This is a genomic window from Kineosporia babensis (assembly GCF_021129305.1).
Taxonomy (GTDB): domain Bacteria; phylum Actinomycetota; class Actinomycetes; order Actinomycetales; family Kineosporiaceae; genus Kineosporia; species Kineosporia babensis.
The window spans coordinates 18,465-32,672 of the sequence record NZ_JAJOMB010000010.1; the positions used below are offsets into that span (position 1 = coordinate 18,465).

The 14,208-nt window shown below is 64.4% G+C and carries 6 protein-coding genes; 4 read left to right on the forward strand and 2 right to left on the reverse strand.

The window, feature by feature from the left end:
- Nucleotides 1-588: 588 nt before the first annotated feature.
- From LR394_RS43055 to LR394_RS18965, 3 genes are read left to right on the forward strand one after another with little or no spacing between them, the layout of a single operon-like run.
- Entirely contained in the window at nucleotides 589-3,615 is a 3,027-nt protein-coding gene (locus LR394_RS43055; protein ID WP_231443775.1) for a PD-(D/E)XK nuclease family protein, read from the forward strand.
- A complete protein-coding gene (locus tag LR394_RS18960) occupies nucleotides 3,612-6,857 on the forward strand; it encodes a UvrD-helicase domain-containing protein (RefSeq protein ID WP_231443777.1) in 3,246 nt (1,081 codons plus the stop codon). Before LR394_RS43055 ends, LR394_RS18960 begins: the two co-directional genes overlap by 4 nt.
- 55 nt (nucleotides 6,858-6,912) lie before the next feature.
- The gene (locus LR394_RS18965; protein WP_231443779.1) at nucleotides 6,913-7,164 is read left to right on the forward strand and encodes a hypothetical protein; all 252 of its coding nucleotides are present in this window, start codon (nucleotides 6,913-6,915) and stop codon (nucleotides 7,162-7,164) included.
- Nucleotides 7,165-7,625: 461 nt separating this feature from the next.
- Here LR394_RS18965 and LR394_RS18970 read toward each other — a convergent pair whose 3' ends face one another.
- The gene (locus LR394_RS18970) at nucleotides 7,626-10,076 is read right to left on the reverse strand and encodes an AAA family ATPase (protein ID WP_231443781.1); all 2,451 of its coding nucleotides are present in this window, start codon (nucleotides 10,074-10,076) and stop codon (nucleotides 7,626-7,628) included.
- Between the two features lie 429 nt (nucleotides 10,077-10,505).
- Between LR394_RS18970 and LR394_RS18975 the strand changes: the two genes are divergently transcribed.
- A complete protein-coding gene (locus LR394_RS18975) occupies nucleotides 10,506-11,099 on the forward strand; it encodes a hypothetical protein (protein ID WP_231443783.1) in 594 nt (197 codons plus the stop codon).
- A gap of 99 nt (nucleotides 11,100-11,198) precedes the next feature.
- On the opposite strand, the gene LR394_RS18980 is transcribed toward LR394_RS18975, so the two are convergent.
- Entirely contained in the window at nucleotides 11,199-13,382 is a 2,184-nt protein-coding gene (locus LR394_RS18980; RefSeq protein WP_231443785.1) for a DUF262 domain-containing protein, read from the reverse strand.
- Nucleotides 13,383-14,208 lie beyond the last annotated feature (826 nt).

Genomic DNA, 14,208 nt, shown 5'->3' on the forward strand with positions numbered 1-14,208 from the left:
AACCGACGCTGAACGATGGCAGCGTTGGCGGGACATCGACACAGGTCAGGAGCAGTATCCACAAGTGTCCGAGACAACCGTCCCAGAGTCAGCGGGTTCGAGGTTCACAACCGGCACGCGGGTAGCCTGAGAGCGGCCTTGCGCTAGGTCTGCTGTTCGCCCCGGTGGCGGGTCCGCAGTCGGAGACGGAGCCAGCCCGTTCGAGCCGGGCCAGGTGGGGATTCATCAGACTTGGCTTGTCGGATGCGTGTCGTCGACAGCCTCCCGCAGTGCAAATATCCAGCTCAAGTGGTTACCTCATGCGGTCTTGAAACCAATCTCGTCCTGACCAGTGGCAGCTCGCGTTCGATCGGGCCCACTCGTCCAGCACTTCGGCAGGCAGAGACCCGATTCAGTCCAACTGCTTCTAACGTGCAACGCGGGTCGCCCCAGCAACGTAGACGGGCCCCGACAGACCCGGGTCACGGCCGTTGCCATCCGCTCTTGGTCACTACAAGCAAGGCTATACGGCAGTTCGCACCACCGGGAGGGACTCCTCAGATACTGTCACCCTCTGCAGTCTTCCATCACCAAGAGGAGTCATGCGGGGTGTCTTCGCCTGCCGTAAACACCGTCTACAGCGCCGCCCTTACCCGCCTGAGCCAGGTCGTCGCTCAGATCAAGCAGACAGATCCCATGGCCACGGCCACCGTCGTCGTGCCGAACCACCTCGCCGGCATCCTCGCCCAACGCCATCTGACGGTCAGCGCCAACGGCATCGCAGCCCTACAAGTCACCACGCTGCCCCGTCTGGCCGAACGCGTCGCGGCAGCCAAACTGTCACCGCGGCGCCCATTGACCCGCGCAGTCCTAACCGCAGCCTGGCGCGCCGTCTTAGACACCGACGGCGGCGTGTTCACCGAGGTCAAGGAGCATCCTGCAACCACCGAGGCCCTAGCCCGAGCACACCGCCAGCTGCGAGATCTCGACGAGCCAGCCCTCGACCTCGTAGCAACGCACAGCAGCCTCAGCGCAGAAGTCACCCGGCTTCACCGCACTGTCGCGGCGAAACTCAGCGAGCACTGGTACGACGAGACCGACCTTATGCGCGAGGCCGCCAGAAGCAAAAGCCCGCAAATCAGTGGGCACGTTGTTCTTCACCTGCCGCAGGCTCTTTCGAATGCTGAAACTGCCTTTGCGCAAAGCTTGACTGTATTTACCGTGGTGGCCGGTCTAACCGGCCACCACGACGCCGACCGAGCCATCCACGACACGCTGCAGCGGCTTGGCCTTCGAGTCCCAACAGAGTCAGCCAAGCCAGCTCTGGCGCAGAAAGTCCTCCACGCTTCAGACGCCGACGACGAGGTGCGCTGCGTAGTCCGACAGGTCACGAGGACGCTCAAGACCACCCCGGCCCACCGCATCGCCATCTTGTACTCGGACGAAACCCCTTATGCCCGGCTTTTGAACGAGCATCTGACCGCAGCGAAGCTCACCGTGAACGGTCCCGGTGTTCGCCCAGTACGCGACCGCGCGGTCTCCCGCGGGTTCCTGCAGATCCTCCAACTCCCCCGCTTCGATGTGAGCCGGGCCGCCCTATTCACGGCCCTGGCCCAAGCGCCCATCCGTTACCAAAACACCCAGATCATCCCCGTAGCCCGCTGGGACCGCCTCTCCCGAACCGCCGGCATCGTCGCCGGGCAAGACTGGCAGCAGCGCCTCGACACCTTCATTGATGACCAGCACAAGATCACGCAGAACGACGAGGACTGGCGAGCAGAGCGCGCGCAGGGATCCATCCAGGACGCCACCGAGCTCCGCGAGTTCGTCACCAACCTGCAAACGCGCCTGAACGAGGGCTCTCAGCTCACCGCGTGGCCAGAGCTGGGCATCTGGGCCACGCAGCTGTTCAACGACTTGTACGGCACCGTCGACGACGAGGCGCGCCGCCCACGTGAGGAGCAGTACGCCGTAGCCGCAATCACCCAGTCTCTGACCTCTCTGCAGAGCCTGGAGACGGTCAGCGCACAAGCAAGCCTCCCCCTGCTGCTGGAAGTGCTGGACCAGGACCTTGAGTCGGCCCGTCCCTCCGTAGGCAGGTTCGGGGACGGTGTACTGGTTGCGCCCCTGGAAGCGGCGGTCGGCCTGGACCTGGACGCCGTGTTCGTCCTCGGCCTCAGCGAAGACATGTATCCCGGCCGCCAGTCGGAAGACCCGCTGCTCCCCCAGTCATTACGCCAGGCCACGGGCGGAGCGCTACCCGATCAACGCGAACGCATCGACGCCATGCACCGCCACCTGGCGGCCGCGTTCGCCAGCGCGACGACCGTTTGGGCGAGCTTTCCTCGGGGCGATCTACGCCGCAGCGTGTCCCGTCTCCCCAGCCGGTGGCTGCTCCCGACGCTGCGCGCTCTGACGAACACCCCGAATCTGAGTGCCACGAAGTGGGATACGGCCAAGGGGGACGCCGTCATTGGCTCGCACTCGTTCTGGGACGAGATCCGCCGCAGCACCGATCTGGCCACCGAGCACGAATGGCGCGTCCGCGAAGTCTCGAGCGGAGCCGAACTGCAGGACGACGTCATCGCCGCAGCCACAGACCTCCAGAAGCATCGTTCGTCGACTGCGTTCACCAGGTTCGACGGCAATCTCCGAGACGTCGAAGGCCTTCCAGATTACGCCCGCTCCGGCCGAACAATCTCCCCGACGACGCTAGAGGCCTACGCCACTTGCCCCCACACGTTCTTCGTCTCCCGATTGCTGGGTGTGCGTCCGCTGAGCAACCCTGATGAGATCATCAAGATCAGTCCCGCGGACATCGGCACGCTCATGCACACCTGCATCGACCGCCTCGTCCAGACGTTCGCCGACAACCTCCCTGATCATGGACGGCCTTGGGTACCAGCCCAGCGATACCGTTTACGTGAGATCGCAGAACAAACTAGTGACGAGTTCGAACAGCGCGGCCTAACCGGTCACCGGTTGCTGTGGGAACACGAAAGAGCACAGATCCTGGTGGATCTGGATGCCATGCTCGACGCCGACAACGAACACCGCGCCAAACGGGACGCCCGGGTACTGGGGAGCGAGCTGCGCTTCGGCATGAACGGGCTCGACCCCGTGCGCATCAACGTATCCGCCGGCGTCGTACACATGAGCGGAAGCGCGGACAAGGTCGACCAGACCCGCGACGGGGTCCTGTTGGTGTGCGACATCAAGACCGGCAGCAACACCTCGTTCAAGGAGATTGAGACCGACCCGATCGTGCGCGGCACCAAGCTCCAGCTGCCGGTGTACGCGCACGCCGCCCGGGCCCGCTACGGCAGCGATGACGTCGAGGCGTCCTTCTGGTTCGTGCGCAAGGACCGCCGTCGCATCCGGCTACCGCTGGACGATGACCTGAACGACGTGTACTCGCAGGCCATCGGCACGCTGGTCCAGTCGATCGCGGACGGACTGTTCCCAGCCAAAGCACCGGAGGAGGCGGACTTCGGCTGGACTCGGTGCGAGTACTGCAACCCTGACGGCCTCGGACACTCTGAGGCCCGCTCCCGCTACGAAACCAAGCGTCACGACGAGCGCCTGAGGTCCCTGATGAGCCTGATCGACCCCACCGCCGTGCAGGGGCAGCCATGACCGCGACAGCTCTGGGCCTGGGCGATCAGAAAGCCCGTCAGCGAATCGCGCAGGAAACCGCCACCACGCTTTTCGTTGAGGCGGGTGCCGGATCCGGCAAGACCACTGCCTTGGTCAACCGGCTTCTGACCCTCGTTCTGGACGACAACATCCCCCTCTCGCGCATCGCCGCTGTCACCTTCACCGAGAAGGCCGGCGCCGAACTCCGCGACCGGCTTCGCGAGCGCTTAGACGGGCACCGCGAGGACGTGAGCAAGCTACGCCGTGAGCGCGCACATCAGGCCGCCGAGGATCTGGATGCGGCTGCCATCGGCACGCTGCACTCCTTCGCTCAACGCATCCTCACCATGTTCCCCATTCAGGCTGGCTTACCTCCGCTGGTCGAAGTGCTGGACGAAGTCGCATCGTCAGTCGCGTTCGAAGCCCGGTGGGCCGTTCTGCAGACCGACCTGCTCGACAACCCCGATCTCGCCGAGCCTCTGCTGCTGGCTCTGTCCACTGGCATCAAGCTGGAACACCTGCGATCTCTCGCCAAGGCGTTCGGTAGTGATTGGGACCTGATCGCCGACCGCGTCCTTCCGCACCAACCCTCACGCGCCGTTCTTCCCGACTTGTCCAGCCTTGCTCGCCTGGCTGGCGAACTGGCGGCACGCGTCAGCGAATGCACCGACCAAAACGACAAGTTCATCCCCAAGCTGACCGCCTTGCAGATTTGGGGCGAGTCCTTGAGCGCCGCAACGTCCGACAGCGAGCGCTTCGCCCTGCTCACCGCTGGAAGAGACCAGAAGTGGGGACGGCTTGGCCGCGCGGCCAACTGGGCGGACCTTGCCGGCCTGCGTCTGCAATGCGGATCCCTGACCGAGGACATTGCCCGGGCCGCCAACGCCTTCGCCGACGCAACCCTGCGTCCCCTGGCCTACTGGATCGCCGAGCAGGTGCAGCACTCGGCCGCTGAACGGATGGCCGAGGGAAGGCTCGAGTTCCACGACCTGCTGGTGCTCTCCCGCAACCTACTGCGCCGTGACGCTGAGGTTAGAGCAGCTCTGCAAAGGCAGTTCCCACGTCTGCTGCTGGACGAGTTCCAGGACACCGACCCGATCCAGATCGAGCTCGCCCTGCGGATCGCCGCCGGAGCCGATGCCACCCAGTCCAACTGGCGCGACATCGTCATCCCGCCCGGATCGGTGTTCGTCGTCGGCGACCCCAAGCAGTCGATTTACCGCTTCCGCCGCGCCGACATCGCCACCTACCTGCAGACCCAGCGCCACCTCGGTTCCTCGGTCACCCTCGACACCAACTTCCGCACCGTAGAGCCGATCTTGAACTGGATCAATGCGGTATACGGCAACCTCATCCAGGCCGAGCCTGATGCCCAGCCGCCTTATATCCCTCTGCGTGCGAACCGGTTCCAGGCGCCCGAGAGCCCAAGCGTTTTGCTCCTGGGCGCCCAAGAACACGCCGACAAGCCCAACGCCGCCCTCCTACGCGAACGCGAAGCCCGCGACGTCGCAGCGGCGATTCAAACCGCTCTGAACCAACAGTGGACGACTCAGGAACAGGACCGTTCCTGGCGGCCCTTACGAGCGTCCGACATTGTTGTTCTCATCCCGGCCCGAACCTCCCTGCCGGTGCTCGAGAACGCTCTGGACGCGGCGGGCCTGCCCTACCGCGCCGAATCCAGCTCGCTGGTCTACCAGGCCAGCGAGATCCGCAACCTCATGGCAGCGGCCCGCGCCGTGGCCAATCCCAGCGACCTGCTCTCATGCGTCACCGCCCTGCGCTCAGCCCTGTTCGGCTGCGGGGACGACGACCTGTTCACCTGGAAGCGCGACGGCGGCTCCTTCAACCTGCTGGCTCCGCGAGATCCCGAGCGTGCGGACCATCCTGTCGGCGCGGCCCTGGCCTACCTGTACCGCCTGCACAAGGCCGCCCGCTGGCAGACCCCGAGTGAGGTCCTGACCGCCCTGGTCGTGGACCGGCGGATGATGGAGGTCTCCGCCTACGGCTCCCACACCCGCGACGAGTGGCGCCGCCTGCGCTTCGTCATCGACCAGGCCCGAGCCTGGGCAGACGTCGAACACGGAAGCCTCGGCGAGTACCTGGCCTGGGCAGCCCGGCAGGCCGACGAAACCTCTCGGGTCGCCGAAGCAGTGCTGCCGGAGACCGACGTCAACGCCATCCGGATCATGACCGTCCACGCCGCCAAGGGCCTGGAATTCCCTATGGTCGTCCTCTCCGGCATGACCTCGCAGCCCAGGACCCAGAGCGGCGTCCGACTGCTGTGGACGCCCGACGGCTACGCCGTCAGCCTCAGCAAGCGTATGCAAACCAACGACTTCCAGACCGTGCAGCCCATCGACGAACAGATGGACAGCTACGAACGCCGCCGCCTGCTCTACGTCGCTGCCACCCGGGCCAAGGACCACCTCGTGGTGTCCGTGCACCGCAGCAGCGGTGCCACCAAGACCAACGCCAGGCTCTTGGCCGACGCCGGCGCCACCGACCAAGGTGCCGATACGTTCACTGCCACCCCGCCCACGTCCCCCATTCCTGCCCCACGAAGATTTGCCGAGCCTGCCCCCGAGCTGAACGCCTGGCAGCAGCGCATCGAGGCGGCCCGCGAACGAACCCGATACTCCCCTGCCCAGACCGCCTCGGGTCTGGAAGGAACAGAGCCTGAGATCGTCCTACCGGAAATACCCATCCTGGCCGGCGAGGCCAAAGGTGCCCGCAACCTCGAACTGCCGCCGTGGGCCAAGGGCCGCTACGGGGACAAGGTCGGCCGAGCTGTCCACGGTGTTCTGCAGACCGTGGACCTCACAGCGGATCGGGACGGCATTGCTGCTATCGCCCGAGCTCAGGCCCTGGCCGAGGGCGTAACCGAGCACACGGACGCCGTCATCGACTTGGTCGTCTCTGCCCTCGACGCTCCGCTCGTACGCAGGGCTGCCGAGCGCGAGCACTGGCGTGAGTCATATGTGGGGGCTCCGCGCGAGGACGGGGTCATCGTCGAAGGGTTCGTCGACCTGATTTTCCGTGAGGACGACGGCAGTCTCGTGATCATCGACTACAAGACCGACAGTATTCCGGATGCCGCGATCCCGGCTCGTTCCGTCTATTACGCACCACAGATTTTGGCTTACCAGTACGCCCTGACGGCAGCCACGGGGGCACTGGCCAGCGGCCATCTGCTGTTTGTGCGTTCCGGCGGTCTGGGCACGAAAGCGGTGAAGGTGGTGTAGCCGAGACCCGAGCCGCTAGTTTCAGAGGTCCTTTCGCACCATGGGAGAACTCGCCGTGACTGATACCGAAGATGAAGAACGCTGGCCGGACTGGATGCTGCGCTGGCCCGGCTTGAAGCTACGTAAGACCGAAATCATTGAAGGTACAATGATTTTCCAACTTGGCGGAATCGGTTCAGAGGAACTCTGGACCGATCAAGATCTACGCAACGCACACCTGGTGTACCCAGATCAGCCCGTGGCCAGATCTCACGACCGGTTCGTCATCTACGTAGGTCCGCATGCCGAAGCCTGGGCCTTGAAGTAGAACTCCTACGTTGAACTCAGCGTGGTTGTTCGGGACGCTCACCGCATTGATTCCACTTTCAGCGCCGCCCTTTTCACGATGAAACCGAAGGGGTAATCCGGCGCTCAATCTCCTCGACTATGGACACCAGGTACTCGACCTCGCCCACCGATGGTGCCAACTCGTACGAGTGGTGATGGCTAGCGCTGGACAACGCGCTCCACGCCCAGGCTGTTCGGTCTGTGATGGAACCTTCCAAGGCGCGAAGGCAGACGAGTTTCACACGCCCGCTGGCTTCAGCACTCGGAGCCGTAGCTCCTTGCCGAGAGCCTGCTAATGCAAGCCTGTGATCAATCAACTCCTCCAGCGCAGTGCGCGCCAGAACTGCAGCGCCTCGAGCACGACTGCTACTCGGCAGCGCCGTTGTACCTGCCAGCGCTGCCCTTGCAGCCACCAAAAGCTCAGCCGGAGTGGCTGCTCGGCTAATTGCCACGATGCTTCTCCAGGTCCCTCAGCATCTCCTCGACTTGGCTGATCGCCCGATGAGGGTCTCCTTCGAGCCCTCGATGCACCGCACTCGTGCAGACGCCCAGCGCAATTCGACGATGGCCACGCTGATTCAGCCACGGAGTCAGTTGATCAGGAGCCAGATCGACAGCGAGAGCCAAGCGCGGCGACGTCTCCCGGGCATCGCTCCAAACGTCCTCAACCTCAACCCGCGACCTGCCTGCCTTGAAGCAACGGGTGAAATAGACCTCCCGACAACGCGCTTCGAGGCTCATTCGGCAAAGCTCCGGGATCACCCTCCGCCGCACAACTTCGTCCAGGTTGTTGTCGCTGGCCACCGCCCGGGCATCGGCCAGGTGGTACAGCGCGGGATCCGTGACCTCTCGCACTGCGACCACGGAGTTGGCCTCGCGATGAACCTGCAGCAGGGTCGCCTCGATGTCCAGCCGCCGAACAGCCTCAGGCAGCCGATCATCGTGCGTCAGCACGACAACTTGCCGCTTCTCGGCCGCGGCCTGCAACACCCGGGCCAGCCCATCCACCTTAGCCGGATCCATCGCCTGCACCGGATCGTCAATCACGACGAACCCGAACGGGCTGTCTGCCATCGTGGCCTTGGGCAAGAAGACCGCCAAAGCAAGGGCATTCAGCTCCCCCTGGCTCATCACCGCCAGGCCGGCGGTCTTCTCACCATCAACTGACGCGGGAAACTCCACCTTGCGCTGGTTGCCTGATCCCTTGAGCACCACGTTGTCGATATCGACGTTGCTCTCGTGCCGCAGCTGCGCCCAGATCTCCTTGGTACGAGTAGCCATCGGCTGCATCCGACGCTCGCGCAGCTCCTTCTCGTGCCCATCCAGCCAGTCCCGGGCAGCGACGACTTCTGCCAGCTTGGGCTGCACCTCCTCAGCCTTCCGGGCTTCGGCCAGCCAGGCACCAAGCTCGACCGCCAGCGGCTGCCAGATATCCTGCCGGCTCTCGATCTCCGCCAAGCTCTGCGAGCGCAGAACATCGAGCGCAGCGGAAAGCTCCTCCAGGAGAAGCGGACCGGCAGCCGCAATGTCCTCGGGCGTCTTCAGTTCCACCCAGGAGCGCCAGGCCTTTTGAGCTCGAATTTGGGACGCTTGGAGCCCTGATGGGACGTCGGATGAGAGTTCAGCAGGCGGTTGCGTGATCAAACCGTTCAGCTGCCTGATCGCCGCCGCGTACTGCGCCTTCGTCTGGTTGATGCGACGCGTCAGCTCCGTCTCTTGCTCCAGCTCGGTCCGGACCTTCGCGGCCCATGAATCATCAATCCGCCCAGACCCGCAGACCGGGCAGTCACCGTCGCCGTCCTCTGCGTGGATGTCCAGGGCGCTCTGCAGCAGCGCCAGTCGGCGAGCTCCGATACCAGCGGCTTCCTTTTGGATTTCCGCCTGAGTAGCGACCGCCCGTTTGAAGTCCGCAACTGCCTGGGCCAACGCCTGTGGCTCAGGGCTGGTGAGGCGGGACAGCCGGCCGAGCAAGGACAGGACGCCCTGGTCATCCGGTGGCGTAGCACCCGTGATCAGGGCGCTGACGGCTTCGAGGTCGATCGCTCTCTTCCGGACCAATGCGAACGCCTGCTGCGCCCGTTCGTCAGGGTGGCCGTCCAGCTGCGGCTTGATGACCTTCAGTCGATCAGCGGCGAGCGTCTTAGATGTCGAGAGCGCCTTCGCCCGGTCCTTGAGCCGCTGGATTGCATCGGCGATCTGCTGCAGTCCGAGAATCGGAGCCAGCGCCTTGTACAGATCGCTCGGCTTGGACAGGAGCGCGCTGAGCTCGTCGTACGACAGGAAGGGCCGGAACGACTCGAGCTCGTCCACCCATCCGAGGGAGGTCAACCCTGCTTCCTTCTGGCCCAGCGTTCCGCCAGGCCCACGGCGCTGCACCCACGAGGTGAGCCCACTCAGCGAAGCATCAGGCGTCCAATCCGCCCCAACCGTGGTGACACCCTGGCCCTCGATCGCGAGCTGGACCCGGATGCCGGTGGTCTGCTTCTGGTGCAGGTTGCGCCAGGACTCGGTCCAGACCGCACCGGTGCGGTTCTTCCAGCGGTAACTTCCGCTGGTCAGCGCCACTTCCAATGCCTCGGCGAAAGTGGACTTGCCGCAGCCGTTGCGCCCAGAAATCACCGTGAGCCCGGGACCGGGCATCAGGTCAAGACGGGCCTTCGCCCCAACTCCGCGGAATCCCTCGACATCGATCCTGGACAGGAAGGCGCGCACTGCCGGCACCGAAGCAGCGGCCTCTGGGCGAGCCGGGCGTTCGTGGGTCTCGCTGTCCAGTTCCTGGTCAAGCTCGTCGTCCCCCTGGAGAGCACCGAAGACCAGGTATGAGGCCTTCTCCGGCAGATCTGGGTCGGCGTCCATGGCTATCAGGACGTCGGACATGAGTTCCTCAGACATCAAGCTCCTGTCTTCGCCAGACCAACCAGGTTAGGCCCCCATCGCGGAAGCGTCAGAGCAATTCTCGGATGGACCATTACCAGCTAGTTTCCGCGCCCCCCGATCACCGGAGGCACCCGATTAGCCTGACTTCCAGAAGGCTCTGCATCTCGGTCTTGATGTCGATCGGTAACTGCGACCAACGCGGCCGTGAATCGAACAAGGGACAGCCGCCGCGTCGACCTGCAGGCTCCTGGCTATCGCGTTCACCGGATCGGCCTCCACCGTGGCTTGGGGTGCATCCGTTCAGGTCGTGCTCTGGGGAGAGACTCATGGGAAACGGCACCGAGCCGTAAATTCAGAGCACAACCGCGATCGGCTGAGCCGCAAATGGTCAAGGGTCCAAGCCGAGGGACGGTCTCTGCGTGTACCGCTCTGGGGGTAGATCCGATGAGCAGATATGCCCAGAACTTCTGGAAATCGCCTGCTTCCCCGGGCGCGGAACATCGTGCTCCTTGGTGGACTACCAACTCCGCGAAGACCACCACACGCGAGACGCCTGCCTACCTGAGCTCTACCGCAAGACTCGCGAAGCTCCTCCTGCCGGGCGAGGCGGTCGAGGCGTGTCCAGGCGCTGTAGCCGCCGAGGGGGTAGCTCCGGCTTCAGGCCTTGACGCTGGGGAGGTCATCGAGAACCTGGTCTCCGGCGCCGCGAGCATCGGCGCAGCAGCACTGGCTCAAGTGCAGAACCTAGGCGCCGGAGCCACCGATCTCGGGATTACGCCCGCATCCGTTGCAGAAGGTGCGATGTCTCTGGGCGTCCACGCGGGCGAGGCGATTGGGACGCTGATTTCCGGCACTGTCGGCGCAGGCGAGGTGATCCTGGGCCAACTGCCCAGCATCAGCGGCGCAGCAACCAGCCTTTGGGTCAGCCCCGTAGGCATCGCAATGGAAGCCCTAGCTCTGGGCGCTGACGCCGCAGAGATGATGGAGGACAAGGTCTCCAGCACCGCAGAGGCGCTGGGAGCGCTCCTGAGCCTTTGATCCGCCAACGTACCCGCGGATCCGCATCGAAGCATTCAAACGGCGCCATCCGTGATCATTCGATCTACAGACTCTTGCAACGTGGGGCGAGGAGAGCACTCAGAAGTCTGCCTGCCCCCTCACGAACGTCACATGCTCGTCCACCACATTCACCCCAGCCGCCCGCCAGCCCGCATCCGCGATCGCACCACGAATACCGCCACCCTCGCGCCCTATCCAGAAGGCCGGATAGTTCCGAGCCGATGCCGGCAGCTTGAAGTTCAGTACCTCTTCTACGTCTTCGAAACTGACCGTGACCAGGTCCAGGTGCTGACGCTGCAGCCAGTCCCAGAGCGCCCGATAGCGCCCGGTGTGCTGCACCACTGGCGAAGGCACCGGTTCGCCGCCGGCGTCCGCTCCAGCAAGCGTCACTATCCGTGGGGAGACTAGCGGCGCGTTCTGCTCCAGCCCACCCGGCCGCGACCAGATTTCAGTGGCTCGTGTGGCCATGTCCAGCCCTCGTGAGCGGATGTCGTCATCCGTCCACTTCTTGGGGTGGTCCACGATCAGGTAGGCGTTGAGCTTCAGCGTGCTGTGCCGCAGCAGCGCAGCACGCTTGCCGACGTCCTCAAGAACGTTCCCGGACGCGTCCACCATCGTCCAGGGGCCGTTGGAGACCGATGAGTTCAGCTTCCCAGTGAGCAGCGTCAGGTTTCCCAGCGTCTGCACCAACTGATCTCGCTGTGCGGCTTCAATCAGGTCCCGCCCGTCGTCCCAGTGTGCCTTCCACTCCTGCGGCATCACGTGTTCCACGGTCAGGTTGCGTGGACAGCGCCCGGCTTCGCTCTTTTCCGAGCGAACGTCGTCCTCCAGAGCCTCGATGATCATCCGCAGCCGTCCCCGGGTGAGCATCTTGTACAGCGGCTCCTCCGACAGCGAGCGGATGAACCATTCGTCATCCGGCCACAGCCGTGAGTCAGCGGTCTGCGCTCCGAGGAACTCCTCGGTCAATGCGCCCGCGTTGCTGGGGCTTCCGGATCGGACCAGCGTTCGAAGCAGCTCGACGACGACACGGTTGACGCCTTGGTTGGTCAGCCGGCACAGCGTGCGCCGAACGATCCAGCTCTCGACGGCGTTCAGGGCACGGTCACGCTCGGAGATGCGCAACGCATCCTGATTCCAGCGCAGCAGCCACAGCAAGAACGGGGTGACCGCTGCCGAGTCCAGAGCCTTGACCACGCGGTAGTGGAAGCGGGCGGGAACGGACGACTCCGGCAGCTTGTCGAGGCTCTCGTAGATGGAGGCCGCTTCAGCCAGCTCGTTCATGATCTCGGCGACCGGTGACTGCTCCCGGCGCACCAGATCTCGGAACTCCACGAAGATCCGGTCGGTGGCAACTTCTTTGAGCAGCTTGACGGTCAGCCAGTAGTTCAGGAACACGTCAATCCGAGGACGGTAGAGGCGTCCTTGGGCAACCGGAGCACGCCAGTACTCGTTGTCGAACTGCGCCCAGAACTGCGCGTACAGCTTCTCCAGATCGGCATTCTGTGCGGTGGCGACCTGGAAGAGGTAGTTCTTGATCAGGTCTGCCGCCAGCAGCGGCGTGCCCCGATGGTTGAGTGTCTCGAAGATGACCTGGGCGTTGTCCCCGGGCTCCAGATCGATGACGACCATTCGCAGGTGATGCGCCAACGTCTGCGCGAGCGCACCGAGCCGTTCCGCCGCCTGTTCGGGCTCTGTCGCGACGCCCGACCACTCCAACGTTTTGGTCCGGAAGAACCTGTGGGCCTGGGCGATCGCGTTCTCGGCCAGTTCCGGCGGCACCTGTTGATCGTTGTCCATGACCAGCCGGAACACCTGCTGGTCACGGCTGGTCGGCCAGACCTTGAAGGTCTCTTCCGGCGCCTGGGTGACGGCCGGGTTGTTGGTCACCATCGAATGCAGTGCCTGGGCGTCGACTGAGCGGCCGTGCGCCTCGACCACCTCCTGCACCGCGTCGAGCAGGATCTGCAGGGTCGTCAGTCGCTGCTGCCCATCGATGACATGACGCACCGCGATGTAGCCGGCCAGAGTCGCCTGCTGTTCCAGCACGATGGCGCCGAGGAAGTGCGGGGCCACGGTCGGGCCGCCATAACCCATTGGCGCGGGGGCTTGCAGGACAGCATCCGCGACCGAACAGACGTCCTCCCAGAGAGGCGCCCACTGCTCACCTTCGCTCCAGACGTACGGCCGCTGGAACAGCGGGACCACGTAGCGGATCTGGTTACCGAAGATCCCGGTCGGACTGTGGGTCTGCGCCTGCATCGTGCGCCCTCCATGGCCGCGGCGAACGTGTTCAAGGACCCTACTGGCTCACATGCACCCTTTGTGTGAATTAATCGCTCTGCTGTTCAGCTCGCTGCGGCGCCTTCACCGAAGACCCTCGCCCTCCCAATGCACTGACTTCCGGATAAGCCGATTCGGATCCGGATAGTTCGTAGGCTATGCCCTGTGGAGCCCCATCCAAACAAGGAACGGCCTGCGGCCCAGGTCCTGACTGGGGTGCAGGCAGAACCGGCCGCGCATCCATCGCACCGCCTACGCCAGCTTGGGACCGAAAGACAGAATCCTGCTCGTCCGACTCGTAGTTGTCGTTTACATACCGACCTCCTTCACGACCGGACCGCGGTCTGCCCCGACCACGTCGATCTTCACGTCGTTCGATCTAGTCCAGTGCGCGCCCACGACCCGTGCGGCCGGAGGACCCTGGCTGGACAGAAACCGGCCCAGAGATTCCCGAAAGAGCAGCTCGATCAGCCACTCTCGCCCCACCTGGTAGGCAGATTCGCCTTCATAATCACCGAACGGGCAACAGGGACATCACGGCCTGAATGGATCGTGGCCTGCCCTCCAACCCGCTCTGAGCAGTCTTGTGAGCGGCCTGCGCCTGGACCGGGACGCCGCCACAGCCGCTTTGAGCCTGCTCTACAGCAACGGCCAACCGAGGGAACCAACACGAAATTCAAGCTCCAGAGCCGCTACACCGGACAGCCCCGAGCACTCCCTCGGACACGACCCGACCCGGTTGCATCTGCCGACGAACCGACTGGTCGGATCCGCTGTGCTCGCGCGCGTCGAGACCGCTCCGATC